Below are 26,679 nucleotides of genomic sequence, written 5' to 3'. Positions count from 1 at the left end.
GTATTGGTTCTTAGTTATATAAAATAATGTAAGATATAAATTTTGTTCGTAGTGAGCGATTTCTCACTCTGCATAATATTTAAAAGTGCTAGAGCCACTGACTACAAGGTTTAATTTAATTAAGCTTTTATACTTACATTAAGCAAAAAATCACTATTTTAAGAATAAAAGTAATTCGGTAAAATAAATTAAACTATGTTCTGCAATATAAAATTAATTAAATTTGCTCATAGTAAGCAGCTAGAGCCACTTACTACAAACATTCAATCATTCACGTTTACTAACTTACAGCAGATTTAAATTTGCTGAACTATACAACTGAGATTTCCAATCCAGACATAAAGCCTGTTTTAACTTTGAAGTCTGCTGTAGCAATTAATTTGTGATCAAACTGGGTAGATATGGAACTTTCTTGGGTAACAAGTGTCAAGCTAGCTATATTTTAGGAAAAATTTACTTGAAGTTTGAAAGTGAATCGAATACCCTAAGCTAGTAGACAATTTTCTCAAGGAAATCTATGAACAAAAAAATCATCCTGAATTTGCTTTCCAGTTCCTCAATCTTTGTGTCGCTGATGTCTACGCTTGCAGTACTTAATCCTGCTCATGCTAGTATTACTCAGCGATTACTGCACACACAAGACGGTCGTACCTGTATCACTAACCCACATGGTGGAACAGATTTTGTGTGCATTCGAGATTCAGAGAGAAAGCAACCGTATGACTCTACACGTTCCTCAACCATTGTCACATCAGTATCAGATGATAATATTGCTATGTTGAACTTTACTGAGGAGGAAAGTGATGCTGCAATTAAGACATTTGGTTGTGACTGTCCATACTGTGTAAATTCTTTGCGGCAGTTGCGCGGTACTGGAAACTTGGTGTACTAAGATTGAGTAGCGCTGGTAGCGACTATAACTTCTGTTAGATACATTTGATTAATGACGTATATGAAGATATACGAAACCAAAAAAGCATTTTAAACTACGTACCACTACTATTATTTGGTCAAATCTAAATTCATGATTGAGGGGTTTACAGTAGTACTATAAACCCCTCAAACTTACGCAAAGAAATTATCAAATACTCTCTGTGCGTCTCTGCATCCTTTTTATTCAACTACTTCATTCACAGGGAATCTATCAATCAACTGCATCGCCCGATAGGCATTACGCTGGAAAGAGTCTGGTAAATGGGGAACGTGGGGTATTTGCGATAATAAATCCAACGTCCGCCGTAAAATTCTTACCACATCGCCTTCATCCAAAGTGGTGTTTTCGCAGAGTTCTGTCCATTCCATTCCCAGCGCCCATTGTTCCACGATCGCAATTAACTCAAATTCCAACCATATAGGCAGCGCTACGTTATACCGCCGTTGCAGTTGGAACATTTGACGGCGAATTCCCCGCAATTTTGCCAAGGCTTCTGCTACTTCATTACTAAGCTCGTAGTTAACTTTGCTATCTGGACGAGGTGTTTCCATCACCAAAGCGGCGGCGGCGGCGGCTAAATGGTGCGGATCTAAGTTGTCCAATTCGCCACTAGCGAATACTAAACCTAGCCACAACTCATTCTCGCCCCTAATGGCAGCAGCGATTCGCCCTAATTGTGTGGGTACTAAGTTATCTAAAGCGCCAAAGTGTTGCAGAATTGAGATTAAATTGATAAATTCTTCCCAATGACGTTGTGACTGTTGCTCTACTTGCCCTTGCAACTGTTCGAGTTCGGCTTCTAATTCGACATAGCGGGCCCGGCGCTTGAAAAGCGTGGCAGCATTGCCTGATTGATGTAGAGGATGAGCTTCTAATTGCTCTTGGACGGCGGCAGTGCGACTGAGTTGTTCTGCTACTTCTGGTGCCAGATGCAAAGATTCTAAGGGATCGGGAATACGCGCAGCGATCGCAAATGTTTCTTGATTACCACGGCGCGACTGTCCTGGCTTCAAAGGCATCTCTGGCGGTGGTAGTAAATCAGGTGGCACCTCAATTCGCGGCAGTTCGGCATACAAATCGACTACATCCCCTGTCGTTGCCACATACCAGCGATTATCGTGCCCCAAGCATACCAAGTAAGGAGCTTGACCAGAACCAGGCGATTTTCCTACTAACACTGCGGTTACGGGTGTAGACACTGTGATATTTTTGCCCTTGAGACTCAACAGAGTTCCTGACACTGCAAAACCCAACATCATCCCCAATTCTTCTTGTCTGTCTTCCTGTGCTTGCTCTTGCAAGGTTTTCAATATCTGGCGTTCTACTTTCAGGCGTTGCCGCAATTTCTCATAAACAGCCAGTTCATTTTCATCAACAGCGGCGATTTGCTCATGAAGTTGAGCTAATTGCGTTTGCAGTTCGGCAATCTCATCGTATTCTGGTCTTAAATGCAAGGTGGCCATGTACTGCCCAAAGCTGCGTTCTATCAGTTCCCTGGTTTGCTCTAGGGTGTGTGTTTGCAGCAAGTTTAGTACCATGCCATAACTGGGCGTAAACTGGCTAACTAGGGGGTCTGGCTTGGAGGTTCCCAAATACGCGGCTTCTTTGGCTCCTTCAAAGGGAGTTTGGACTGTCACCACATGACCTTGTTTATCCATCCCTCGGCGGCCTGCTCGTCCCGCCATTTGCAAGAATTCGGAAGCATTCAATAGGCGGTGTCCAGTATCAGTCCGCTTGGAAAGGGTAGAAATTACGGTTGTTCGGGCCGGCATATTAATTCCCGCTGCTAGCGTCTCGGTGGCGAATACTACTTTAATCAGCCCCTGCTGAAATAGTTCTTCTACCAGTGCTTTCCAAGCAGGCAAAATTCCGGCGTGGTGGGCAGCAATTCCCCGGTACAGGGGTGCAATTTGTCCAGAACGCCCGGCTTCGGGATTGCGGGCTAAAAAGTCATCAATCTGTTCGCGTAAAATTTGGGACTCTTCACTATTTACCAGCCATAAATCACCCACTTCCGCCACTGCTTTATCACATCCCCGGCGGCTGAAGATGAAGTAAATCGCTGGGAGCATATCCCGTTGCTCTAACTGGCTCAAGGTATAAATTATGCCAGGAGCTTCCGGTCTGCCACTTTTCCCCCTCTCCCTGTCTCCCCCTCTCCCCTTCTTTTTCTGAAGAAGGCGGGGATTAATTTTGGTTTTGCTATCATTCAGCAGGGGAAATAACCCTTTGGGATTGCAAAAGTGAAATTCCAAGGGAACTGGGCGAAAATCGGAGTAAATCAGGTCAGTTGGGCCGTGAACACGATTTAGCCAGTCGGTGAGTTGATCGCTGTTAGCAACGGTTGCTGAAAGGGCTGCCAGTTGTACTTCACGGGGACAATAGATGATTGATTCTTCCCAAACTGTACCGCGCTGGCGATCGTTCATGTAGTGGCACTCATCAAGGATCACCGCTTCAACGTCTACTAATGAGATGCCTATTTGCCCAATGGGTGTGCCATAGAGCATATTTCGGAAAATTTCTGTGGTCATTACCAAAATCGGTGCATCTCTGTTAATGGAAGCATCTCCAGTTAACAGTCCGACTTGATCAAACCCGAATTTTTCTCGAAAGTCACGTAATTTTTGATTTGACAGCGCCTTCAGGGGAGTAGTGTAAAATACACGTTTTCCTCGCGCCAGGGCGCGATAAATGGCGTATTCTCCGACCAATGTTTTGCCCGAACCTGTGGGGGCACATACGACAACGGAGCGTCCAGCGTTTAGGGACGCGATCGCTTCTTTTTGAAACTGATCCAGATCAAAGGGAAATATAGACCCTAAGTCAAGTTCTGGAGACGGCGCAGGATAATTCACTCAATCACATTTGCAACCAGATTGTTTACTATACTAACGAGTCTTTTGTCAACTTCGTTAGGTTAGGAGTTAGAATTGAGGAGTTATGAGTTAGAAGTTAAAACTCATAACTCATAACTCCTAACTCCTCACTCCTCACTTTATTTTCCCAGCTCTTGCGATCGCTCTGTGGCAGCTTTTACTGCTTCAATTAAAGCTGAACGAAATCCTGCCTTTTCTAGCTTGGCAATTCCCGCAATGGTTGTACCACCAGGACTGGTTACGCGATCTTTGAGTTCTGCTGGGTGCATTTTGGTTTCATGTAACAGTTTCGCTGTTCCCAGTACGGTTTGCAAGGCTAGTTGATTGGCAATTGCTCTAGGTAAACCTGCGGATACTCCGCCATCAGCAAGTGCTTCTACCAAGAGTGCCACGTAAGCCGGGCCGCTACCAGATAGCCCTGTGACTGCATCCATCAGCCCTTCTGAGACTTCCACAACTTCGCCCACAGCAGAAAAAACTCGCTGTGCTAGTTGGTGGTGCTTGGCATTAGTGTATGCACCTGAACAAATTGCGGTAATTCCCGCTCCCACTGTTGCTGGGGTGTTGGGCATTGCTCTAATAACTGGCAATTGCAAAAATGCAGCTTCTAGCTGGCTTAAAGGTACACCCGCTAATATGGAAATGATTAGGGGTGAGTGTTCTTTATTAAGAATATCAATATTTGCTAATTCTTGAGCGATCGCGCTAAACACCTGCGGTTTAACTGCCAAAAATACAACTTCTTTGGCTTCGGTGAAAACCTCGCTATTATCTGTCGTCACAGCAACATCGTATTGCTGTTTTAAAAAATCTAAGCGTGAAGATAGCGGTTCGCTAACTATGACTTCTGATGATTGATAAATTCCACGCGCGATAAGGCGGGATAAGAGCGCTTCTCCCATTACCCCACCACCAATTAAGCCAAATTTTCTAGTCATTGATCGTTAGTCATTTGCCGTTAGTCGTTTGTCATTTGTCATTTGTCACTATTATTAAAACCCAGGACAAATGACAAAGGACAAAGGACTAACAACTAATTTAACTTTATTGTGCCATCCGGTTAGTTTCGTTACCCCAGGTTTGATTTGAAGAACCTGTAGGACGAGAAGGGCGTGCTGGCGGTTGTGGTACTTCATGAAGAACGCCACCTTGGGTGCTAACTTGGACACAGCTTGGCGTAAACAAAAAGATGCTTTCACCGATGCGCTCTTGATGTCCATCTAGTGCGTAAGTACCACCTGCAACAAAATCTACTGCTCGTTGAGCTTGATCTGGGTCCATGATTGTCAGATTTAATACTACTGACTTGCGTTCTCGCAGCGCTTGAATTGCCTGGGGCATTTCTTCAAAAGTGCGTGGTTCGAGGACTAAAACTTCCGAAATTCCGTTAATTGCTCCTGGCATACCAATCACATTCCCCATTGGCTTTGAACCTGCTGCTATATCATCTCCCATTGTAGGCACTGGTTCCCGCCAGCGTCGATTTTGAGCGGTCGTACTCTCTTGTGGTGCCGGTGGTTGGGGATTTTCTTGCTGATACAGGTTTTGGTAATTATTATCTGTTTCTGGTTCTTCTTCGTAATACTCGTATTCCACTTGCTCATTTAGACCCACAAAGTCTCTGAGTTTGGAAAATATATTGTTCATAGTGTGTGTACTCTCCTGGTGCGAATAGCCTGTATTGACTTGGCTTAGGATTGATTGAGATAGGAGCAAGCGCTACATCGGTGGATACTTCAGCAAGTCTCTTGCTATTTGTAACCCATACTACTGGTTTTGGCGATGAACTGACACTTTTTGGAAAGGTCTGTGCATCGCCTAAACATAATAATGAGTCAAGATTATATCCTAAGGTTTGTCCGAAGGAAAGCTCTTTATACCCTATTTTCCCTTGGCGATTGCTCTTGTCAATACTATATCCTTTGTTTCCAATTGCACCAGTCTGTTACAAAATTGTTGTCATCAAATCCTGATCTGTATTAATACTGACTTACAAGGTTGATGACCAATAGGCTAAGAGCGATCGCCAAACAATATTGTTCCTAATCGTACCATCGTTGCGCCTGCTTGCACTGCCAGTTCGTAGTCGCCTGACATACCCATAGACAAGTGCTGCATTTTAATATGTGACCAGTTTTGCTCCCGGATTTTCTTTGCTAGCTCACGATTGAGATTAAATACATTCAAAATTTCGGGATCATTTAATCCTGAAGGCGGAATTGTCATCAAACCTTGAATTTGTAAACTTTTGTATTGATCGAGTATGGGTAAATCAGCCAACAGTTCTGGCACACTCCAACCAGACTTGTTGGGATCGGGGAGGATTTTCACTTGCAGGCAAACCTGGGGACTCACTCCTAGCTGTTGCGCCAATTGATCTAAGCGCTGTGCCAGCTTCAAGTTATCGACGGAGTGAATCCAATGGAATTGCTCGATGGCTTTTTTGGCTTTATTACTTTGCAAATGTCCAATAAAGTGCCAGGTAATATCCGGTAAGTCTTGCAACTCGGCTTGTTTGCTGGCGGCTTCTTGGATACGGCTCTCCCCAAAATCACGAATTCCTGCGGCATAGGCAGACCGAATGGCCTGGGCAGAAGCTTGTTTGCTAACAGCAATCAATTTGACTGAAGTTGGCAGTGAGGAGCGAATGGTAACAATACGTTCGGAAATCGAACTATTCATTGGAAGGTGCGTTGGAAAACACTCTGAAGCTGATCGTACTCCTGAGATTGTCCACTGCGCCGCAGGGTACGTAAGCGATTTTCCAACATCATTCTAGCCTCAGTACGTCCTAGAGACTGGAATTTAACACCTTTAACGTCATTTGCGACCAAAAAAAATAAGCGCTGGGCATAAAGTGTGGTGAACAGATCCTGGTTCTCATCAACCATACAGATTTTGTAGAGTAAACCCCAAGTTGGATGGTTTATGTAAGTTTCTGCGTTTTCTGGATTCATTTAAGAGTCAAGGTGTAGTCAAGGTGGGAGTTATATATCTTTTCGCAGTGAATTCCAAACATTCAGACGATAATACCAACATTCGTCAGAATATTTTCTTAAAATGCAAAACTGCGGTTACGAAGACCTTGATCTAGTTTCTAATGGGCAGATGAAGCTAGTGGTAGTGAGGCGAAATTTTATAATGTGACCCGCGAAGCGTAGACTCGAAGAGTAGAGCTTTGTTGATAGATATCGCCATGTGCTTTGGTAACTCAAATACACCAACCTAGCGGCACAAGGCACAAAGCAGTCCTGATCCTCTTGTTGAAAGTTTGACGTGGCAAGGGAAAACACCCTTTGAAGTTCCCAACGGCGACAGCGAACTTTTCAACTTCTTTCCATACTGCCACAACTGTCGCGGAATGGCACAAAATAGCTAACAGAATAGGGAACAAGGGATTGGAAAGAAGACTATTCCCTATTACCTGTACCCTTTAGCCTTATTGATTATTTAGCATTTTCAGTGCTGCAAGTTGTGCCTGAGCTTTGTGCAGAGATTCATACCATTCTTTCTCAGGATCGCTGTCTGCAACAATTCCCGCGCCAACTTGTCCCCAGACAGTGTTGAGTCCTGAGTTCTCAGTAAGCTGTTCTTCCCTTGCTCCCCCACCTTCTTGAGACACGGGAGCTAATAGCAGGGTGCGGATTAAAATATTTAAATCTAAATGACCACGCCAATCTAAATAGCCACAGGAACCGTAAAACAAACTGCGCCGCACGGGTTCTAGTTCTTCAATAATTTCCATGCAACGGACTTTGGGACAACCTGTGATTGTGCCACCTGGAAACGTGGCACGAATCAAATCAATGCTGGTGCGTTCAGCTTTTAAAGTACCTTTGATGTTGCTGACAAGATGCATTACATGGCTATATCGCTCAATTGTCAGCAATTCGTCAACAGTAACCGTTCCCCATTCACAAACTCGCCCTAAATCATTGCGTTCCAAATCCACTAGCATGATGTGTTCTGCACGTTCTTTGGTGTTGCTGAGTAAATCTTGTGCCAGTTGCATATCTTGTTCTGGTGTAGCACCGCGCGATCGCGTCCCGGCGATCGGTCTGGTTTCGGCTTGCCGATTTTGCAACATTACTAACCGTTCCGGCGAACAACTGATCACTTCTCCCCAAGGCGTTTGCCAATAGCTAGCAAAAGGAGAAGGATTGATTTTTTGTAAGGCTTGGTAAATTTCCCAACCAGAAGCCGATGTAGACGCTTGAAATCGCAACGAAAGATTTGCCTGAAAGATGTCTCCAGCTTGAATATATTTTTTCGCCTGGTTTACAGCTGTTTCATAATCTGATTGCGATGTCAAAAACAGAGGGAGCGAAGAAGACACTGGGACGCGGGGACAAGGAGACACAGATAATTCTTTCTTTACTAATTTCTCCTGTAACTCATCAAGTCCACTTGCATCACTGGCCGCTAGCCAAAGAATTTGTTGCACGTGATCCAAAACAGCAAAACAATCTGGTTCGTACCAAAAAGCTATGGGAAATGGCAGGGGATCAATTCTATGACGGGGTAGCTGTTCAATTTCCCATGCCACATCGTAGCCTAGCCAACCTAACCAACCACCGGTGAAAGGGAGATTGGGAGCAGGGGAAGAAAATACTACTTCATCCCTCTCATCTTGCCCTACCCCTGGCTGTAACAACTTTTCTAGGAAGGGAAAAACTTCTCCTACTTCTGGTGTCCACATCTGGGGGATGCCATCGACTATACGAGGAGCACCTGCACAGATAGAATATCGGCTGAGTTGAGGATGATCGATTGGCGTTGGGTAGGGGCTTTCTATTAGGGTAGCAATTCCCGGTGCGGCGGTAGGGCGAAAAAGAGCAGCAAAAACTTCTGAACCTGTGCGCTTTTCTAAGGGTAGCGATCGCCAATACCAAGCCTTGGTCATACTTTTTAAAAGCGTTGTCAATAATTAGTTAACATTTTTCAGCAGTGAGTACAAATAACTACGACTACTGACCACTGACAAAATGCAATTATCTATTACCTCTTACCATTTTCTCGGTGCAAAATTAGACCTGAGTTCCTATGGCTAGCCGTATTCCCCAGAATAAAATTAAAGTTGCAATAGCAAGCCAGTCACGCCCTTTTAATCGTAAGTCGTGCCACTGCACTCGATGCTCGTTGGGACTGGTAAAACCCCGCACCATCATTGCATTCGCCATTTGATCGGCTCGTAAGAGCAGATTTTCTAACAGTCTTTCTGCAACTGTCATCCAAACTTTGAATGCTCCTTTCAATCCCAACTTTTTCCAATTGATTGCCCTTGTCATCACGGAGCGAAATAAGTTTTGCACTTCTTCTAAAACCAGGGGAATAAAGCGCAAAGACAAGGTTAAAGTTAAAGCAATTTCTGTGACAGGTAACTTGAAACGTCGCAGGGGTTGCATTAGGCTTTCTATGCCAGATGTGATTTCTTCTGGTGCGGTTGTCAGCAGATACAGGTTGGTGCTGTAAATTACGGTAAATATAATTGTACTCAGGCGTATTGCCAAATCCAAGGAGCGGCGAGTTACTTTGACTGGGCCTTTATGAAATAACACATAGCTGTATTTGTTATTACTTGCTTGCTCTTGAACAATATTATTGGAGTTTGATGGCTGGGTTAATATTTGTTCGTTAGCTGGCAGGCGTGGCTGATAATTTACACCCATTCCATCAGGACTTACGGCTGCGATCGCTAAGACAAAAAACGATAACATTAGTAGCCAACCCATTTGCTGCTGCCATACTCGTCGGGGAATCCTAGCAATCAAGGTAGCAAGAATCAATACTACCACCAGCAGCACTCGCCAAAAGCTGTTAGCCAAAACATAGCTTGTTAAAAAGCTCATCAACCAAGCAAACTTGACTCGCGGATCGATTTTATGCAGCCAAGTTTGGGGTTGTTCTAAATAAAGTCCAAGTGGTAGCGATCGCAATAAATCCATTTGAAAGTTAAGAGTGAGGAGTTAGGAGTTTTGACTTTAACTCATAACTTTTACCTTGTGCCGCTATCAAATTCAAGTCGATAGGGTTCTGTAGTTAACAATTTTGGCTTTAACTCATAACTCCTGTACAGACGCAATTAATGGCATCTCTCTTGTACAGACGCGATTCATCGCGTCTCCTAACTTAATTTGACGCGAGTTGCTCTATTAACGTTACCACTTTCAGCATCACGGACTTTTTTGCTCCGCCACAGTAAGATAATTGGCGTACCTTTAAATCCTAGTTGTTGCCGGAATTGGCGTTCAATGTAGCGGCGGTAGTTGTCGTTGAAGCGTTTGGAATCATTGACAAATAGTGCGATCGTTGGTGGTTGGCTACTTACTTGTGTACCATAATAAATTTTGCCCTGACGCCCACCACGGGATGCTGGCGGTGAATGCCAACTGACGGCATCTGTTAAAACTTCGTTAATAACTGATGTACTGACACGGCGTTTGTGTGATTCAGCCGCAGTTTTCACTAATTCGAGAATCTTTTCTACCCGTTGTCCTGACAAGGCACTTACAAAAATTGTTTCTGCCCACTCGGTAAAATGTAAACGTGATTGCAGAGTTTTTTCGTAGTCGTAGATTGTGTAAGAGTCTTTTTCGACAGCATCCCACTTATTAACGACGATGATGCAAGCTCGACCTTCTTCGATAATCCGCCCAGCTAATTTTTGGTCTTGCTCAGTGACTCCATCTACGGCATCTATTACTAATAAAACCACGTCAGCGCGGCGAATCGCTTTGAAAGCACGGTTAATACTAAAGAATTCTGTGCCGTATTCTATGTGTTTCTTTTTGCGAATACCGGCGGTGTCAATCAAGCGGTAGGTTTGTCCGTCTCGTTCGATGACGGTATCAATAGCATCGCGGGTTGTGCCGGAAATTGGGCTGACAATTGCCCTTTCTTCCCCAACAAAAGCATTGAGTAAGCTCGATTTGCCTACATTCGGGCGGCCGACAATTGCCACTTTGATTTCATTAGTTTCTGGGATGTCTTCAACAGCAGGGATGTGATTAACTAACTCGTCGAGTAAGTCTCCTGTACCACTGCCATGAATTGCGGAGATGGGGTAAGGTTCGCCCAATCCCAATTCCCAAAACTCAGCGGCTTGCATTAAGCCTTGGTCTGGAGATTCACATTTATTTACAGCTAGTAGCACAGGTACGGGTTGTTGGCGCATCCATTCGGCAATTTCTTGGTCTGCCGATGTGGGGCCTGTTTGACCATCCACTACAAAAATAGCGGCACATGCTTCTGCAAGGGCTGTCATTGCTTGTTGGCGAATCAGTGGTAAAAATTCGGTATCATCATTAAAAACTAAACCACCAGTGTCTACCACTAAAAATTCGCGGCCATTCCAGAAAGCTGGCATGTAAGTGCGATCGCGTGTCACTCCCGGTTCATCATGGACAATCGCCGTTTGTTCCCCGGCGAGTCGATTAACCAGGGTGGATTTGCCCACATTTGGGCGTCCGATAATTGCAACAATTGGCAGTGCCATAAAACCAGGGTAAGTGAGAGACGTAGTATATCACGTACTTACATTTTACTCGCTTTAAACTTGAAGTTTTAATAATTTCCCAATCATCATGAGGCGATGTTAAAGAAACCTCTCCCTGGTTTTACCACGTAAAACTATCCCTCTCCGACTCGGAGAGGGAAAGACTTGAAGTTGAGTTTAAGAGAGGGAGAGGTGATCTCACCTTACTTTAAAAAATAAAAAAGGTAGGAAATCCTACCTTTTACCCAAAAAAAGCATTTTGTAACCAAATACCAAATTCAATATCACACAAGCTTTTGACGAATCTATTGCCAAACTATGACGAGGGTATGACGTTTAGTTTTTGACGCTCCCAAGGCTAAAAGCCGATGGGCTTTCTGCTTTGATTTCTGTAATTGACTTCGCTATTACTCCCAGTTGCAACCCAGGCGGATAGCTAGCCTCTTCTTTGATCCGTTTAATTTCAGCATCTGTGATCCGCAAATTTAACTTTTGTGCCAACGCCCGTACAATATCTCCCCGATCAATTACACCAGCTACAGCACCAGCAGGAGAAAGCACGGTAATTCGAGGTAACTGCTCATTTTCCAGTTTGTTAATTACCTCAGCTATCGATGTTGCTTCCGTAACAGTGGGTATTTCTGTCAGCGGATGCACAATGCTGTGTAAGGTTTGGGTTTCCCATTCACTCCTTTGGGTTAAACGAAAATCGTCAATGGAAACTAGACCCCGGTAACGTCCATCAGAAGCAGCAAAATAAACTTGTGAGGGAGAGTTTTCTAAGAGGTATAAATCGGCAAAGGATCGCAATGTTTGGTCAGCATCAATGACTCGAAAATCACGGGTCATCGCATCGGCCGCCGCCACCTTGAGCAAGCTTTCTTGCAATGTTGTTACGTTGTCGTAGCTGTTGGCGTTACGGACAGCAAACCAACCTAACAGGGCAATCCACAAACCAAGTACTAATTCCTTTGTCACAAAATCTACAACAAATCCTAAGGCGATCGCACTGTAACCCAATATTTGCCCAGCTTTTGCAGCCCAGTGTACGGCTTGAAAACGATTACCTGTTATTTGCCATAGTGCTGATTTTAACACTTGCCCTCCATCTAGAGGTAAGCCGGGAATCATGTTAAATAGAGCTACCACCAAGTTAATTCTGGCCAAATCTCCAACCATAACACCGAGAGGACTGGTATCAGGTATCACGGTAGCTCCCAACCGAAGCAGGAAAAAGAGTCCGATACTCACCAAAGGTCCGGCGATCGCTACTTGAAAGGCTTTGAAAGGAGTTTTAGACTCTTCTTCAATAGCAGCAATCCCGCCAAACATAAATAGGGTAATCGAATTAACTTTAATGCCTTGCGATCGGGCTACCAAGCTATGACCCAACTCATGTAGCAACACCGAACCAAACAGCAACAGTGCCATAACTATTCCAGCACTCCAAGCTATAACAGGCCCCCATTCCTGATAAGCTACCCCAAAGTTGAGAGTTGCCAACCCTAAAATCACAAACCATAACGGGTCTAAAAACAGGGGAATTCCAAATAAAGACCCAATTTTCCAATTTGTTTGCATTACATTGTCCTAAAACTAGATATTGCCAGTAGTTCCTATACCGCAATATTTGCGTATATACTTATACATATATTTCTGAGCATCAATTCGATAGTGTCGAGTTACGAAATGCTCTTATTTCTAGAATAGACAATTAATGCCTGTGAGCAAAACTCTGGAGTGGGTCATTGAAAAGAGGCAAAGGGGCGGGGTGCTGCTCTTGCTGAGGGGAAAATTCTCCTTTGATCTTTGCTTCTTTCTTACTCCCCTACCCCGCCTCTTGAGTGTGTCAGATGGAAAAAATAAAATTTAGATAATGCCGAGATTAGTTAATCCTAAGACGGTACCAGTGCCAATCAGGTGACCGGCGCTCATTGCAGCGAGGAATGTAGCGGCACTGGGATTATTGAACAGCGACGGAAAAGGCAAAGGCATCTTAGGCCCAACGTGAGGATAGCGAATTGTGCGAGGAATAATCAAAAGACATAATATACAAGCGCCAGTAATAATAGCCGCTTCAGTTAAGTTCCATGTGGTTCCACTGTTGGGTACAGTGGCTTGGGCTGCTAATAATATTGATGACATCATTGGTTCTTTCTCCTACATGAATTAACTTAGATAAGCCTTCCAGAAGGAATTAATCCCGTCTCTAAAGCCATATAAATCCTCCGCTGATGAAGTAGTTGGATCGTCTCTCAACGGGAAGGTTAATACCTCCCTCCTCAGTTAGAGTGACTACACAGAGGCTGAATGGCTAATTCTTATGAGTTGTCTTGCTGGAGAAAGAACCAAAATCGTTTTTAGGAGTTTTGTATTGATCGCGGCGTTCCAAGCAACGCCGCGATCATTGCAAAACTACAGACGACCGATGTTAGTCAATCCTAAAACGATGCCAACACCAACAATATGACCAAAAGCCATCGCTGCAACGAATGTTGGAATACTAATCGGCAGGATGGGGAACTTGGGGCCAACTAGGGGTTTTTCGATCCTAGTACTTAGTAAAACCATTACTAAGCTGCTGATGCTGATGATGATGCCTACTGTAGGATTCCACGCAGGTGTTGCGGGAACAGTTGCAGCTGCTGCTAGTAAAATAGATGAAATCAAGCTTTTGTCTCCTAAAATGTAGACCTACAAAATTATAAAATTACCAAGGCACAAAAGTTTTTCGGATAGTTGAGACTTTTTTGATGATTATTTTAAATTTGTTAAATTTTCATGCGCGTTAAAATTTGCGGCATTACCCAACCACAGCAGTCTACAGCGATCGCCTCTCTAGGCGCAACGGCACTAGGATTTATTTGTGTACCAACCTCACCTCGCTATGTGACTACATCCCAAATTCGGGCAGCAGTGGCAGAACTTCCGGCTAATATTGACACAATTGGTGTTTTTGCCAATGCTAGTGTCCCTGAAATCAGTAAGATAGTTGTTGATTCTGGGTTGACTGGTGTCCAGTTACACGGAGATGAATTACCAGATTTTTGCTACCAGTTACGTCAAGCTTTACCCAATGTCGAAATTATTAGAGCACTGAGAATTCGGAGTCTTGATCATCTTGACACAGCAGCTAATTACACAAAGTACGTAGATACTTTACTACTTGATGCCTACCATCCCGAACAACTTGGTGGTACAGGCAAAACCTTAGATTGGACAATGCTAGAGCAATTTAGCCCCAATTGCCCTTGGTTTCTAGCTGGGGGACTAACAGCAGATAATATTGTTGAAGCCCTGAGTCAGGTTAATCCCAGCGGTGTTGATTTATCTAGTGGTGTGGAACGCGCACCTGGAGATAAGGATTTAGATAAAGTAGCACTTCTATTTCAGAGCCTAAAAAACATTGATTTATCTAGAAGTTAGGAGTGATAAGTTGTGAATTAACTCCTAACTCCTAACTGTACAGACGCGATTAATCGCGTCTCCTAACTCAGCACTTAAAAGAACGCTGGTTGGTGGCGAATCAAGTTAAAAAATTCTTCGCGGGTTTTGTGCTCCTCTTGGAACGCACCAACCATTGCGCTAGTGACAGTCCAAGAGCCTGGTTTTTGAACCCCCCGCATCACCATACACATATGGCTAGCTTCCATGACAACGGCGACACCTTGAGGTTCTAGAATGGTCTGGATTGCTTCGGCAATTTGGCGGGTTAACCTCTCCTGCACTTGCAAGCGACGGGAATACATCTCAACAATGCGGGCGAGTTTACTCAGTCCCACAACTTTTTGGTTGGGGATATAAGCAACGTGTGCTCTACCCATAAATGGCAGCATATGGTGTTCGCACAGGCTAAAGAAATTAATATCTCTAACTAGTACCATCTCGCTATGCCCTTCATCAAAGATGGCATCGTTAACAAGTTCTTCAAGGGATTGGTTGTAGCCACTGGTAAGAAACCGCATTGCCTCGGCCACTCGCTTGGGTGTTTTGAGGAGTCCTTCGCGTTCGGGGTCTTCGCCAACGCCCAATATTAGTGTCCGCACGGCATCCTTCATGTCCTCCAGCTGTTCCTCTTTTGGCGGGAACACATCCGCTTGTCGCCCGTTATGAGTATTGCGATCGGGTCTAGGAGTTATGGCTTCTGCCAAATCAGGAATCAGAGGTGATTGAGAGAAATTGGAACCGTTGGAACTAGCGATAGTCATGATTCAGTCTTGGTTATGGTTTTAATTTAGTTATGAGTTATGAGTTATGAGTTATGAGTTATGAGTTAAAAATTCTAACTCCTAACTCCTAACTTCTAACTTCGCAATTAGAGTGCACCAGCGCTGGGCATCAGTGTCAATTCATCAATAACTGCCTGTTGTGGTAACAGAACTGTGTGGAGAATTGACTGAGCCACAATTTCTGGCGTTAACATTTTGGAACGGTCTAAGTCGGCATGGACTGTTTCTGTGTCCCAAAGTTCGGTATTGACTGCGCCAGGACAAATAGCTGTAACACGAATGCCGTGGGTGCGTTCTTCTTGTGCCAGGGTTTGAGAGAGGGCAATCAAACCAGCTTTGCTAACGCTGTATGCTCCCCAACCGGGAAAGGGCTGCTTGGCGGCAATTGAGGCGACGTTGATAATTGTGCCTGTACCCTGATCGCGCATTGAGGGTAAAATCCCCACAATGCACTGAAACACACTGGTGAGATTTAAGTCAATTACCTGCTGCCAGTCCTCTAGAGGAGTTTCACTCAAAGTAGCTGTATAGGCAAGGCCCGCATTGTTTACCAGAATGTCTATATCACCAAAGTCAAGAGTGATCGCTTGGATCTTTTCTTTTACTTCAGATATCCGCGCTAAATCTACAGCGTAAGCTTTCGCTTCCACCCCAGTATGCTCGACTGCTTCTCTTACCGCCTCCAACTTATCCAAAGAACGGCTGACTAAGGCGACATCTATTCCCGCTTTCGCAAAGGCTAAAGCCGTTGCTTTCCCAATTCCACTACTTGCCCCAGTAATCAGGGCGCGTCGTTTTTGCTCAACACTCATGGTGTCTCCCAATTTTTTGGCAGTTCCCAAAGCCTATTACCACCCAATTATTTACATTTCTCGGTTTGGATATATTAAAGGAATCTAAAAATCTGATGATTTCCATTAAGCAACTGCTATAATGCAGTGCAATAGTTGGCATATTGTAGGTTTTACCAGTGAAGACAACAAATCATCGCCTGGAAAACCACGCCGTACACTCAAATTAGATTACCTAATAACACAAAACCCACTCAATCAAATTGAGTAGATTTCTCAAACATGCAAATGCCTATGGCTAGATTGTTAAAAATCTTTAAGCACATAGGCAATTATAGCATTGCTGCTCGGCTAATCAATCATTATGTAGTGCTGTTAGTGGGCAACTTCTGTAAAAACACCAATTTTGCGGAATTTTTCATAGCGCAGTTGACGGCGTTCTGGAGCTGTTAAACGATTGAGTTCGTCCAAATTTTCTAGCAGGACTTGCTTGAGAGTGGTAGCAGCTTTTAAAGGATCGGAATGAGCACCACCAGTGGGTTCAGGTAGTATTTGGTCGATAATTCCCAACTTTTTCAAATCGTGGGAAATAATTTTCAGAGCAACAGCGGCTTGGGGAGCTTTGCCAGCATCTTTCCACAAAATGGCGGCGCAGGCTTCGGGGGTAGCGACTGTATAAACTGAGTGTTCAAACATGAGTAGGCGATCGCCTACGCCAATACCAAGTGCCCCACCGGAACCACCTTCACCAATGACTGTGCAGATAATTGGCACATCTAAGCAGAACATTTCGCGCAAGTTGTAGGCGATCGCTTCTCCTTGACCTTGATGTTCTGCTTCTACGCCAGACCAAGCTCCTGGCGTATCGATAAAAGTTAGTATCGGCATACTAAACTTGTTGGCGTGTTCCATCAACCGCATCGCTTTGCGGTAACCGCCAGGGTAGGGCATTCCAAAGTTACGGGCAATATTGTCTTTGGTATCACGGCCTTTTTGATGACCCAACATCACCACGGGTTGCCCACTCAGACGACCGACACCACCAACTAAAGCCGGATCGTCACCACCACAGCGATCGCCATGCAATTCCATCCATTCATCACTAATAGCCTGAATGTAATCGAGAGTACTGGGGCGACGCGGATGACGAGCGACTTGCAGTCGCTGAGACGGGGATAGACTACTGAAAATTTCCTCACGCAGTTGCATAGCGCGTGCTTCTAGTTGACGAATTTGACCAGAAACATCGACGCCATTCTCTTCTGCAAGTTGCCGAATTTGATCAATTCGGGTTGCGAGTTCTGCTAGGGGTTTTTCAAAATCTAACAATAGCGGTTTACGCTCGGTAGTTGCCATCGTAGGGGTTATAGGTACGAGTTATAGGTTTTTCAGAGTGAGGGGTGAGGAGTTAGGAGTTAGGAGTGATGAGTTAGATATTAGAAGGAGTGTACTGATGAAAGTTCTTAGCTTTTAACTGTTATAACTTTTAACTCCTAACTTTTAACTCCTAACCCTTACAGTTAAACCAGCAGTGGTCTAAATCCATGTTTTACTGATACCCGACCAATCTGCTCCATTTTGTCTACGGTAATCTGATTCCGTCCCCACGAAAAGTTCGTGTATAACTTCTCAAATTCCAGCAGCATTGATTCGGCAAAACAAGCAAACAATTGGCGGGCTGGCACGTCCATATTGACTATTTTCATAATTTTCCAGTCAATATCCAGGGAATGCTCTACAATTCCACCATTTAACACGTGTACACCAGGGTACTGAATTTTTGTCGCTAAGTTTTTAGGATAACCACCATCAATCAACAAACAGGGTTGTTTCAATGTGGTGGGGTCAATTTCCACGCCTCTGGGCATACTAGCAACCCAAACTACAACATCAGCGAGGGGCAGTGCTTCTGTCAAACCCATGATTTTTCCTCGTCCCAGTTCGCCTTGCAACTCTTTGAGACGTTCTTGATCGCGGGCGATCAACAAAAGTTCTTGGACATCTGTTTTCGCATCTAGCCAGCGTGTAACTGCACTACCAATATCCCCAGTTGCTCCACATATAGCAACAGTCGCTTTTGATAGATCAATTCCCAGTTGTTTTGACGCTTCTTCCACCTGCTTACAAATAATGTAGGCAGTATGTGTGTTTCCTGTGGTGAAGCGTTCAAACTCTAGTTTAATGTTGCGGACTTGGCTAAACTGCTCTAACTTAAAGTTTTCAAAAATAATTGAGGAAAATCCGCCTAAAGCTGTGATGTTAATGCCATGCTTCTGTGCATGGGCCATGGCGTTAAGGATTTTGCGCGTTGCGGCTTTGATGCGGCGACTAGCTAGCATTTCTGGCAAAAAGCAAGATTCTACATACCGTCCTTCAATTTGTTGCCCAGTTACACTGGTGACAATAATGCTATCAACAATTTGCGGCGGGGCGCTGCACCAAAAGTCTAGCCCTTGATCGGCATATTCTGGGTATCCCAATTCTTGAGCTACCGCTTGAGCGTGTTCTAAACTAGTCAGATGTCCAATTAGACCAAACATGTAGTGATTATTAGGCTTATGCTGTCTTGAGAGCGTGGAATTTAATAGCTTTAGGAGTTGAGAGTTGGGAGTTGGGAGTTATGAGTTGGCATTACGACTCATAATTCCTCACCGGAGGCGAAGCGTCTCCGGCTTTTCTCCTAACTATTTTTTAAGCGGCGATGAGTCCGTAGGCCGACAAGCGCATAATATCGCGAGTCGTGAAACCAATATTACTTAATGCTTCACCGTACTGAATCATAAAGTCTTCTACTAAAGCATCCTTTTCCATTGCCATTGTGTGGGCATCACCCTCTACTTGGTTCAGCATTCTCCACACAATAGGTAGGTTTTGGCGATTTGCTTGCTCTAATTCAGCTTTGGATTCTGTAAAGTGTTCTTTCAACCAAACTTCTCCAAAGTTTAGATGGCTGTATTCTTCTTTTACTACTCCCTCAGTGATTTTGCGGGCAAAATCATCGGCAACAGGGATGTAAATGTTATATGCTGCGATCGCAAAACATTCAATAATTAAAGACTGAATCAACAAGCAAGTAACGACCTTCCCATCTGCGGCCGCTGTTTGAAAATTTTGGTGTAGCCCAGAGAAAAACTCCTTAGCAAATTGCAAATCTGGGGTTACTTGCAAATTGCGTCCACAAGCTTCAAATCCTTTCTTATGGCGACTTTCCATCTTAGATAGGCGAATCAATTCATCATGAGATTCTGGCAGCAGTTGGGCGAGTGTGATGTAATTTTCATGGGCTTCTTGTTCCCCTTCAATCACGATCGCATTAATCCGGCTATAAGCATCTTTGTATGTTTCGCTCTTGAAATCTAATTCTTTAAATTGGTCTGCAAGCTGCTGCATGGTTTATGTTTACTCCTGTAAACCTGAATTATTTGACACCAGGATTCAATTTACCCTATGAACTGAGGGTAACAATCACTGTGGTTTAATTTAACTTAACAAGTAACTATGTTTATAGATTAACTGTTGCTGGGGAAGATGCTCTAGTCCTAGCGAAACAAATGCTTTGCAGTTGAAGTTATGTTTAAACCAAACCCGAATCTGAAATCTGGCGATTTTTTGAGCCTAGTAGTGTTACTGCTAGGGGCATTTATCGTTCTACTACCTTTGTTTGTGGTCTTTCTCACCTCCTTTGCACCGACGGCCGCCAGCCCAGAAAATTTGTCCAAAAATAACTGGTCTTTAGCTAATTACCGCGTTGCATGGCAACAGGGAAAATTTTTGCTGGCGTTTGCTAATTCTACCTTGGTAGCGATCGCTGTGACGGCGTTTCAGATTGTCACTTCTGCTTTGGCTGGTTATGCCCTAGCACGGCTGAAGTTTCGGGGACGCCAAGCACTGCTATTGATCGTTTTAGCAACTTTGGTGATTCCCTTTCAGTTATTGGTGATTCCCATCTTTTTGGTTTTGAAGTGGGGGCACCTGATAAATACATACTGGGCGCTGATTTTACCCACTGCTGTCAACGGATTTGGCATTTTCTTGCTACGTCAGTATTTCCAGACAATTCCCGTGGAGTTAGAGGAAGCCGCAGCCATAGATGGGGCGAACAGATTACAAATCTTGTGGCGGGTGATGTTACCTTTAGCCCGTCCGGCCTTGGTGACGCTGTTTTTGTTTACCTTCATCGGCGAATGGAATGATTTGTTTAAGCCTTTGGTATTTACAACCCGTCCCGAATTAAGGACAGTGCAATTGGCATTGGCTGAGTTTCAGGAACAATTTACGAATAATTGGCCCTTGATGATGGCAGCAGTAACAATAGCGACAGTTCCAGTGATGGTATTATTTCTCATCGGTCAACGTCAGTTTATTCAGGGTATTGCTGCGACGGGAATTAAGAATTGAATGGGGGAAACTGGCGGCGAATAGAAATGTAGGCAAAGTTGTACGCTCTTATAGTTCATCAATGCTTAAAGTAAATCCAGCAATAAAATATTAAGTTTTATCACACTAAGCATAATTCTTACTAGCAAAGCTGAAGCAAGACTATATACATCCTGTAATAAATGGAAACAGTTATGGACTCTGAAACATTACAGCAGTTACAAGACGAGATTCAACAGAAACTGTTTGAAAGTGTTAATAATGCTGACTTATATAGTGTGCTTGAGAAGTATGGAGTATTAGAAGATAGAGCTTTGATCGTTCAGTGGCAGTGCAATCTTGACCCAAATAAAATAAAATTTGGTGATGCAGTTAATAAACAGCAACCTAATGAATTATTGCCAGCAATTTCAGGAGGCTCAGAACAGGGAATTGTGCTAGTGCAAAAATCATGGTGTATCCCTTGCCCCTCAACTGGCGACCCTTTCGGCTGTAACTGCTAAATAAATTAGTTTTCGTACTGCAAAGAGTTTATTCTAGTGAGTATAAAAATGCTGAACTTTGCATTTACTAGTTAGGCTACTGAGATAGTTTTCAGTATCACTATAAGTCAGTGGGCAAGAATAAATCAAACTATAGGACTAGTATTTGATTTTTGAAAAGATACGTAGGGTACGTTAGCGACAGCGTAACGCACCATTCTTAAGGCTTTGGTGCGTTACGGCTTACGCCTAACACACCCTACAAATACTTAGATTTTTTCAGAAATCAAATATGATTCCTATATGTTACCCAATGTAAAATTAATTAAATTGGTTCGTATTCAACGGCTCCAGCCTTTAAAAAAATAGGGCTGAAGCCATTACTACAGACCTTTAATTATTCTCACCCACTTACTTACCTAATTAGCAAGGAACAGTATTTCAATATACTTTTATTTTTTGGGTGCAAGTTTTTAATGTATCGAAACCGAAGCAGTTGGTGCTTGGAGATAGGCATCGTGAGTACTTTAGCAATTGCTGGAGTGCTCACTTTCTTTGAAAGTTTTGCCTTAGCCCAAATACAAAAAGATGGCACACTTGGATCTGAAAGTTCAATTATTACACCAAAGCTAATCGATGGTCAGCCTATAGACCAGATTGATGGTGGGGCAGTTCGTGGTACAAACTTGTTCCACAGCTTTGAACAGTTTTCTGTCTCTGCGGGAAGGACAGCGCATTTTAATAATGCAATAGATATTCAAAACATCATCAGTCGGGTGAGTGGCAATTCGATTTCTAATATAGATGGCATTCTGAAAGCTAACGGCACAGCCAACCTGTTTCTAATTAATCCTAACGGCATTGTTTTTGGGCCTAATGCTTCTTTAAATATCGGCGGTTCATTTGTAGCTAGTACGGCCGATAGTTTAAACTTTGCTGATGGTACAAAGTTTAGTGCTACATCTCCTCAAACTACACCTCTACTGACACTAAGCGTTCCCATTGGCTTACAATTTGGAGCAACTGCGGCTCCCATCCGAAATCAATCCCAAGCCAAACCAGATGGTGCGGTTAATATCTTTAGACAAGGCGTTGGTCTACAGGTGCAGCAAGGCAAAACATTGGCACTTATAGGCGGTGATATAACGCTAGAGGGGGGAAATATAACTGCAAAGGAAGGAAGAGTTGAGTTAGGAAGCGTCGCTGGTAATAGTCTGGTCAGTTTAAGCCCAACGAATCAAGGTTGGGCATTGGGATATGAAGGTGTTCAAAATTTCCAGAATGTCGAACTAATCAAGTTAAATAGAATTCGATCTACTGTAGATACTCATGGAGAGGCTGGCGGTAATATCCACGTGCAAGGCAGGCTTGTGCGGGTAGGTGGCGGTTTGCTAACCGTAGTTGATCCCTTTGGAGGGCAATCAGGAGGGAATTTGACAGTGAACGCCTCTGAGTCTTTAGTAGTTGAACAAGATGCACAACTGTTAGCTCAAAGTTTCTCCACCGGAAACTTTGGAAATATCAATGTCACTACTAAGAAGTTGGTGGTCAGAGGTGGAGCACAATTCTATGGCCAATTGACCATAAACGCCTCAGATTCCGTGGAACTAATCAGTGGAACCTTAATTCCTCTCTTCCGAGATGGTAGTGATTTAATATCCAGTGGATTATTTAGTGCAACTTATGGCGATAAAAACGCTGGTAGCATCACAATTAATACTGGAAAGTTGCGTATCCTAGGAGGGGCAAGAATATCAACAAGTTCTGAGGGCACATATAGGTATATTCTTAATCAATTTACACCAACAAATACAGGAAAAGCAGGAAACTTGACGGTGAACGCTACTGAGTCGGTAGAACTAATTGGAACCTCACCAAATGGTTCTAGGCTCAGTGGCTTGTTTTCTGGAACTGAAGGGCCTGGAGATGGCGGAAACTTGACCCTAACTACAGGGCAATTGATTATTAAGGATGGGGCTGCAATCAGTGTGAGCAGCCAAGCTCGAAAAAATGTAATCTATATCGGAGATCCAAATAACTTAGGGAAAGCAGGCGATTTAAATATAACCGCTCGCTCCATATTTCTGGACAATAAAGGAAAATTCACATCTAATAGTGAGTCAGGTCGAGGTGGGGATATTAGGCTACAGGTGCAAAACTTATTATTGATGCGCCGCGAAAGTCAAATAACCACTAATGCAGGTACAGCAAGGCTTGGTGGAGATGGCGGTAATATTATCATCAATGCACCTAATGGCTTCCTAATCGCTGCCCCCTTCGGAAATAACGATATCACTGCCAATGCCTTCTCTGACTCTGGTGGTAAAATCACAATCACCAGTAAGAACATTTTTGGATTTGTGCCCCGCACTCGTGCAGACGTAGGGAAACTTGACCCAAAAGAAATAAACCCGACTAACCTGCGAACAAATGACATCACGGCATTTTCTCAACAAAACCCTTCATTAAATGGCACGGTACAAATCAACTCACCAGATGCTGACCCCAGTAAAGGATTAGTGGAACTACCCGTAAATCTGGTTGATACTTCCCAGCAAATTGCTGCTGGTTGTAATTCTGGTGGAAAAATAGCCAGAAGTTCATTTATTGCAACTGGGCGTGGAGGACTAGCACCTGATCCGACAGAGCCATTGATGGCTGATGCAGTGCTAGCAGATTGGATCACACTCTCTCCAGAGAGTCAGAATCGTGCTGAGGGTATCCAGAACAGAGTGGTTGTTCACAAGCAGAGAAACACTGAAGAGAAACCACAGAACGTTAATTATGTCAATGAACCTACTCAAATTGTGGAAGCCCAAGGATGGATTATAGATGCTAATGGGAACGTGGTTCTAGTTGCTCAAGTTCCCACTGCCTCGCCCCATAACTCCTCACTCGTCGCTACATCTTGCGCTGCTAATTAAAGTGCGATCGGTTATTCAGAATAACCTTCATACATGCGATCGCTCCTTCTACTAAACTCAGGTGTGGTGCGTTAGCATAGCCCGTCGTAGACATCGCTTCTTTGCAAGTGATCAAAAGTCAGTAGCTAGATTAATGAATGCTTTAAGGAAATCCGGCAGAAATATATGAAGTTTTGTTACACAATGCGTAATTATTACTAGGCAAGTTGAAGTAATAATTATGGGAGTTAGCAAGAGCGTTAGAAACCTAATGCTTTCGTGCCACTCTAGACTCTGTATCTTTGATTCATTTGTTGCCAAACTGTACTAATTGAAGTCAGGTTAATTTAGTACATTACAAAATAAGTTCACATATTTACCAATCTGCAAGGAGAGAGAAAACTATGACTTCTCAAAATACCCAACAACTAACAAATGATATTCAAAACGAATTGAGTGAAGACCTGAAGAACTCTGATGAGGGTGTTGTGATCGAAAATGACGGTATTTCAGCAGACAATTCTCTGGGCTTGCAGAGTGCTATAGACCCAGATGCAATTCAATTGAATGTTCCTGTTGAGCAGCAAGAGATTCAGAATTCTCTAGGAGTAAATCAACCAAAGAAATTAAAAGGGTTAATTTGTGGGATTGATCCGAAAACAGGCCTAACGATATGTAAGGATTCGCCTTAATAGTATTGTCAACTTAATTGCTATTTTCTTGATCATTTCATTGAGAATTAGGATAATAGCTTACGCTCAAAACTGAATTATATTGCTAGCAGTTTCATGAAAGCTTACCTTATTCTCAATAAAGAAATTTAGTACACGTCACCGCAAGAAGGGGTCGGAAATCAAAATTGCGATCACATTACACACTGTTCATTCCAAAAGTTAATTTCGTACCTGATTTATGGTGACGTTTACTTAGCAACAATTAGGTTGGCATTACAGCAAATGTTCCTGATTATACTCCTACCAAATTGCTTTTAATAGAGGTTTTTATTATAAACACAATTTATTGTTGTGTTTATCCACTGTCTTATTGGCAGCTCTGGATTCTTAAATGTAGAAAGTTTTATCAATTTAATAGCTATCTATCATTTAAAATTATTGAGAGCAAAACGTAGATTCCAAAATTCAATGTATTCTACTTGATAAGACGTAAATTGTGTAAGTACTGCTTAATATAGATACAGCTTCAACATATTCAGAAACTAGTAATACTTTTAAAGGGTGCGATATCTGGCATGAGTAATATTTGGGCGTGGTTCCAAAGTCTAGGAGTTATAATAGGTGGTGCAATACTTTTATCTACAGACTCTGCTATTGCACAAATTACTCAGGATGCTACTCTACCTAGTAATTCTCAAGTTACACTACAGGGCAATATCACAATTATTGAAGGTGGAACTCTATCCCAAGGTGGACGCAATCTATTCCACAGTTTTAAGGAATTTTCCGTAATTAAAGATAGCATTGCTGAATTTAAAAATGTTGGCAGTGTTCAGAACATTATTAGCCGGGTAACAGGTAAATCTATTTCTAATATTGATGGCATCCTTAAAGCTAATGGCACAGCCAACCTATTTTTGATTAATCCCAACGGAATTATTTTTGGTCCCAATGCTTCTTTAAGCATTGGTGGTTCATTTGTAGCGAGTACGGCGAGTAGTTTAAGCTTTGCCGATGGTACAAAGTTTAGTGCCACAGAGCCTCAAACCACACCCCTGCTTACAGTTAGTGCTCCCACTGGTTTACAATTCGGAGCAGTTGTAGGTGAGATCCGCAATCAATCTCAAGCAAATCCAGATGGCCTAACGAACCCTGTTGGTCTACAAATTAAACCAGGCAACACATTGGCACTTGTAGGTGGTGACATAATACTGGAGGGCGGAAATTTAACAGTAGTGTCGGGGCAAATTGAGTTAGGAAGTGTTGGTAGTAATAGTTTAGTCCAGCTGAAACCAACAAACCAAGGTTGGCATTTGGGATATGAAGGTATCCAAAATTTCAAGAACATTCAACTAATCCGGCGAACTGTTAACGGTTCTGAAATTCCATCTCGGGTAGATGCTAGTAACAAAGATGGTAGTCCAGGCAATATCCAGATGCGGGGTAACAACGTAGAAATTATTGGTGGAAATGTATTAGTGACAACTCGTGCTACGGGTAGAGGGGATGGAGGAGAATTAACTATTACCAGCAAGAACTTAATTGTTAAGGATGGTGCACAAGTAAGTACTGCTACTACATCTGAGGGGAAAGGGGGAAATTTAACGGTGACCGCCTCTGAATCTGTGAAGGTGATTGGTAGCTTTCGCTTATTCGAGAATTTCCAGCTACGTAGTACATTGTCTAGTTCAACTGCTGTTGCTGGAAAGGCCGGTGACATAACAATCACCACTGGAAAGTTGCGTATCGAGGATGGAGGACAGGTACAAACAGCATCAATTGCATTGATAAGCTAATCGGCATTTAAGCTGCATAATATAAATGCAGAATAGATTGAAATTAACTATGCCACCACCAGCCAAAAACTTTTTAACTTCGGAACAAATTACTCAGCTACAGCAGGCTCTTAAGGAGA

Annotated in this window: 24 protein-coding genes; 7 read left to right on the top strand and 17 right to left on the bottom strand. The window is 43.3% G+C overall.

What is annotated here, in order from left to right:
• The first annotated feature begins 517 nt into the window (after positions 1-517).
• Positions 518-892, top strand: a complete 375-nt coding sequence (locus tag H6G92_RS21370) for a hypothetical protein (protein WP_190895609.1) — start codon at positions 518-520, stop codon at positions 890-892.
• Between the two features lie 221 nt (positions 893-1,113).
• Here the strand turns inward: H6G92_RS21370 and H6G92_RS21365 are convergent, their stop codons facing one another.
• From H6G92_RS21365 to psaK (H6G92_RS21315), 11 genes are all read right to left on the bottom strand, one after another.
• On the bottom strand, positions 1,114-3,792 hold the full coding sequence (locus H6G92_RS21365) for a DEAD/DEAH box helicase (protein WP_190895608.1): 2,679 nt from the start codon (positions 3,790-3,792) through the stop codon (positions 1,114-1,116).
• A gap of 140 nt (positions 3,793-3,932) precedes the next feature.
• Entirely contained in the window at positions 3,933-4,751 is an 819-nt protein-coding gene (proC, locus tag H6G92_RS21360) for a pyrroline-5-carboxylate reductase (RefSeq protein ID WP_190895607.1), read from the bottom strand.
• A gap of 106 nt (positions 4,752-4,857) precedes the next feature.
• On the bottom strand, positions 4,858-5,460 hold the full coding sequence (locus H6G92_RS21355) for a cell division protein SepF (protein ID WP_190895606.1): 603 nt from the start codon (positions 5,458-5,460) through the stop codon (positions 4,858-4,860).
• 366 nt (positions 5,461-5,826) lie between these two features.
• Positions 5,827-6,495, bottom strand: a complete 669-nt coding sequence (locus H6G92_RS21350; protein ID WP_190895605.1) for a YggS family pyridoxal phosphate-dependent enzyme — start codon at positions 6,493-6,495, stop codon at positions 5,827-5,829.
• On the bottom strand, positions 6,492-6,770 hold the full coding sequence (pipX, locus tag H6G92_RS21345; RefSeq protein ID WP_109010971.1) for a transcriptional coactivator PipX: 279 nt from the start codon (positions 6,768-6,770) through the stop codon (positions 6,492-6,494). The genes H6G92_RS21350 and pipX overlap by 4 nt, the downstream gene beginning before the upstream one ends.
• A gap of 482 nt (positions 6,771-7,252) precedes the next feature.
• Positions 7,253-8,716, bottom strand: coding sequence for an anthranilate synthase component I (locus tag H6G92_RS21340; RefSeq protein WP_190895604.1), 1,464 nt, complete (start codon positions 8,714-8,716; stop codon positions 7,253-7,255).
• Between the two features lie 124 nt (positions 8,717-8,840).
• Positions 8,841-9,758 (bottom strand): energy-coupling factor transporter transmembrane component T family protein, encoded by a 918-nt coding sequence (locus tag H6G92_RS21335; protein ID WP_190895603.1) that lies wholly within the window; start codon positions 9,756-9,758, stop codon positions 8,841-8,843.
• A 179-nt stretch (positions 9,759-9,937) separates the two neighbouring features.
• The gene (gene der / locus H6G92_RS21330; protein ID WP_190895602.1) at positions 9,938-11,308 is read right to left on the bottom strand and encodes a ribosome biogenesis GTPase Der; all 1,371 of its coding nucleotides are present in this window, start codon (positions 11,306-11,308) and stop codon (positions 9,938-9,940) included.
• A 336-nt stretch (positions 11,309-11,644) separates the two neighbouring features.
• The gene (locus H6G92_RS21325; RefSeq protein ID WP_190895601.1) at positions 11,645-12,889 is read right to left on the bottom strand and encodes a site-2 protease family protein; all 1,245 of its coding nucleotides are present in this window, start codon (positions 12,887-12,889) and stop codon (positions 11,645-11,647) included.
• A 288-nt stretch (positions 12,890-13,177) separates the two neighbouring features.
• Complete coding sequence (psaK, locus tag H6G92_RS21320) at positions 13,178-13,456, bottom strand: photosystem I reaction center subunit PsaK (protein WP_190895600.1); 279 nt, start codon at positions 13,454-13,456, stop codon at positions 13,178-13,180.
• Between the two features lie 267 nt (positions 13,457-13,723).
• The gene (psaK, locus tag H6G92_RS21315) at positions 13,724-13,978 is read right to left on the bottom strand and encodes a photosystem I reaction center subunit PsaK (RefSeq protein ID WP_190895599.1); all 255 of its coding nucleotides are present in this window, start codon (positions 13,976-13,978) and stop codon (positions 13,724-13,726) included.
• A 111-nt stretch (positions 13,979-14,089) separates the two neighbouring features.
• On the opposite strand from psaK (H6G92_RS21315), the gene H6G92_RS21310 reads away from it, so the two are divergent.
• Positions 14,090-14,734, top strand: coding sequence for a phosphoribosylanthranilate isomerase (locus tag H6G92_RS21310; RefSeq protein ID WP_190895598.1), 645 nt, complete (start codon positions 14,090-14,092; stop codon positions 14,732-14,734).
• A 74-nt stretch (positions 14,735-14,808) separates the two neighbouring features.
• Here H6G92_RS21310 and folE read toward each other — a convergent pair whose 3' ends face one another.
• The 5 genes from folE to H6G92_RS21285 all read right to left on the bottom strand — a co-directional run bounded on the left by folE (position 14,809) and on the right by H6G92_RS21285 (position 19,718).
• Positions 14,809-15,516: a GTP cyclohydrolase I FolE gene (gene folE / locus H6G92_RS21305; RefSeq protein ID WP_190895597.1), complete on the bottom strand. Its 708-nt coding sequence runs from the start codon at positions 15,514-15,516 to the stop codon at positions 14,809-14,811.
• 107 nt (positions 15,517-15,623) lie between these two features.
• Complete coding sequence (locus H6G92_RS21300) at positions 15,624-16,349, bottom strand: SDR family oxidoreductase (protein WP_190895674.1); 726 nt, start codon at positions 16,347-16,349, stop codon at positions 15,624-15,626.
• Between the two features lie 354 nt (positions 16,350-16,703).
• The gene (locus H6G92_RS21295) at positions 16,704-17,684 is read right to left on the bottom strand and encodes an acetyl-CoA carboxylase carboxyltransferase subunit alpha (protein ID WP_190895596.1); all 981 of its coding nucleotides are present in this window, start codon (positions 17,682-17,684) and stop codon (positions 16,704-16,706) included.
• Between the two features lie 164 nt (positions 17,685-17,848).
• A complete protein-coding gene (locus H6G92_RS21290; protein WP_190895595.1) occupies positions 17,849-18,868 on the bottom strand; it encodes a long-chain acyl-[acyl-carrier-protein] reductase in 1,020 nt (339 codons plus the stop codon).
• A gap of 151 nt (positions 18,869-19,019) precedes the next feature.
• Positions 19,020-19,718 (bottom strand): aldehyde oxygenase (deformylating), encoded by a 699-nt coding sequence (locus H6G92_RS21285; protein WP_190895594.1) that lies wholly within the window; start codon positions 19,716-19,718, stop codon positions 19,020-19,022.
• Between the two features lie 180 nt (positions 19,719-19,898).
• Here H6G92_RS21285 and H6G92_RS21280 point away from each other — a divergent pair, with 180 nt between their 5' ends.
• From H6G92_RS21280 to H6G92_RS21270, 3 genes are all read left to right on the top strand, one after another.
• Positions 19,899-20,726, top strand: a complete 828-nt coding sequence (locus H6G92_RS21280; RefSeq protein ID WP_190895593.1) for a carbohydrate ABC transporter permease — start codon at positions 19,899-19,901, stop codon at positions 20,724-20,726.
• A gap of 173 nt (positions 20,727-20,899) precedes the next feature.
• Entirely contained in the window at positions 20,900-21,208 is a 309-nt protein-coding gene (locus H6G92_RS21275) for a hypothetical protein (RefSeq protein ID WP_190895592.1), read from the top strand.
• 455 nt (positions 21,209-21,663) lie between these two features.
• Entirely contained in the window at positions 21,664-24,111 is a 2,448-nt protein-coding gene (locus tag H6G92_RS21270; RefSeq protein ID WP_190895591.1) for a filamentous hemagglutinin N-terminal domain-containing protein, read from the top strand.
• On the opposite strand, the gene H6G92_RS40410 is transcribed toward H6G92_RS21270, so the two are convergent.
• Positions 24,104-24,226, bottom strand: coding sequence for a hypothetical protein (locus H6G92_RS40410; protein WP_277926768.1), 123 nt, complete (start codon positions 24,224-24,226; stop codon positions 24,104-24,106). The genes H6G92_RS21270 and H6G92_RS40410 overlap by 8 nt on opposite strands.
• A gap of 268 nt (positions 24,227-24,494) precedes the next feature.
• Between H6G92_RS40410 and H6G92_RS21265 the strand changes: the two genes are divergently transcribed.
• Both H6G92_RS21265 and H6G92_RS21260 read left to right on the top strand, forming a co-directional pair.
• Positions 24,495-24,782 (top strand): hypothetical protein, encoded by a 288-nt coding sequence (locus H6G92_RS21265; protein WP_190895590.1) that lies wholly within the window; start codon positions 24,495-24,497, stop codon positions 24,780-24,782.
• A gap of 557 nt (positions 24,783-25,339) precedes the next feature.
• Positions 25,340-26,560: a filamentous hemagglutinin N-terminal domain-containing protein gene (locus H6G92_RS21260; protein WP_190895589.1), complete on the top strand. Its 1,221-nt coding sequence runs from the start codon at positions 25,340-25,342 to the stop codon at positions 26,558-26,560.
• Positions 26,561-26,679 lie beyond the last annotated feature (119 nt).

Origin of the sequence: Nostoc foliaceum FACHB-393 (assembly GCF_014698505.1) — a bacterium.
GTDB classification, from domain to species: domain Bacteria; phylum Cyanobacteriota; class Cyanobacteriia; order Cyanobacteriales; family Nostocaceae; genus Nostoc; species Nostoc foliaceum_A.
This window is presented reverse-complemented; position numbering and strand designations above follow the sequence as displayed.

What these genes read in the sequence shown, in the direction of transcription:
- H6G92_RS21370 (WP_190895609.1), top strand. Translation starts at nt 518, where the DNA reads ATGAACAAAAAAATCATCCTGAATTTGCTTTCCAGTTCCTCAATCTTT.
- proC (WP_190895607.1), bottom strand. Translation starts at nt 4,751, where the DNA reads ATGACTAGAAAATTTGGCTTAATTGGTGGTGGGGTAATGGGAGAAGCG.
- H6G92_RS21355 (WP_190895606.1), bottom strand. Translation starts at nt 5,460, where the DNA reads ATGAACAATATATTTTCCAAACTCAGAGACTTTGTGGGTCTAAATGAG.
- H6G92_RS21350 (WP_190895605.1), bottom strand. Translation starts at nt 6,495, where the DNA reads ATGAATAGTTCGATTTCCGAACGTATTGTTACCATTCGCTCCTCACTG.
- pipX (WP_109010971.1), bottom strand. Translation starts at nt 6,770, where the DNA reads ATGAATCCAGAAAACGCAGAAACTTACATAAACCATCCAACTTGGGGT.
- H6G92_RS21340 (WP_190895604.1), bottom strand. Translation starts at nt 8,716, where the DNA reads ATGACCAAGGCTTGGTATTGGCGATCGCTACCCTTAGAAAAGCGCACA.
- H6G92_RS21335 (WP_190895603.1), bottom strand. Translation starts at nt 9,758, where the DNA reads ATGGATTTATTGCGATCGCTACCACTTGGACTTTATTTAGAACAACCC.
- der (WP_190895602.1), bottom strand. Translation starts at nt 11,308, where the DNA reads ATGGCACTGCCAATTGTTGCAATTATCGGACGCCCAAATGTGGGCAAA.
- H6G92_RS21325 (WP_190895601.1), bottom strand. Translation starts at nt 12,889, where the DNA reads ATGCAAACAAATTGGAAAATTGGGTCTTTATTTGGAATTCCCCTGTTT.
- psaK (WP_190895600.1), bottom strand. Translation starts at nt 13,456, where the DNA reads ATGATGTCATCAATATTATTAGCAGCCCAAGCCACTGTACCCAACAGT.
- H6G92_RS21310 (WP_190895598.1), top strand. Translation starts at nt 14,090, where the DNA reads ATGCGCGTTAAAATTTGCGGCATTACCCAACCACAGCAGTCTACAGCG.
- folE (WP_190895597.1), bottom strand. Translation starts at nt 15,516, where the DNA reads ATGACTATCGCTAGTTCCAACGGTTCCAATTTCTCTCAATCACCTCTG.
- H6G92_RS21300 (WP_190895674.1), bottom strand. Translation starts at nt 16,349, where the DNA reads ATGAGTGTTGAGCAAAAACGACGCGCCCTGATTACTGGGGCAAGTAGT.
- H6G92_RS21295 (WP_190895596.1), bottom strand. Translation starts at nt 17,684, where the DNA reads ATGGCAACTACCGAGCGTAAACCGCTATTGTTAGATTTTGAAAAACCC.
- H6G92_RS21290 (WP_190895595.1), bottom strand. Translation starts at nt 18,868, where the DNA reads ATGTTTGGTCTAATTGGACATCTGACTAGTTTAGAACACGCTCAAGCG.
- H6G92_RS21285 (WP_190895594.1), bottom strand. Translation starts at nt 19,718, where the DNA reads ATGCAGCAGCTTGCAGACCAATTTAAAGAATTAGATTTCAAGAGCGAA.
- H6G92_RS21280 (WP_190895593.1), top strand. Translation starts at nt 19,899, where the DNA reads ATGTTTAAACCAAACCCGAATCTGAAATCTGGCGATTTTTTGAGCCTA.
- H6G92_RS21275 (WP_190895592.1), top strand. Translation starts at nt 20,900, where the DNA reads ATGGACTCTGAAACATTACAGCAGTTACAAGACGAGATTCAACAGAAA.
- H6G92_RS21270 (WP_190895591.1), top strand. Translation starts at nt 21,664, where the DNA reads ATGTATCGAAACCGAAGCAGTTGGTGCTTGGAGATAGGCATCGTGAGT.
- H6G92_RS21265 (WP_190895590.1), top strand. Translation starts at nt 24,495, where the DNA reads ATGACTTCTCAAAATACCCAACAACTAACAAATGATATTCAAAACGAA.
- H6G92_RS21260 (WP_190895589.1), top strand. Translation starts at nt 25,340, where the DNA reads ATGAGTAATATTTGGGCGTGGTTCCAAAGTCTAGGAGTTATAATAGGT.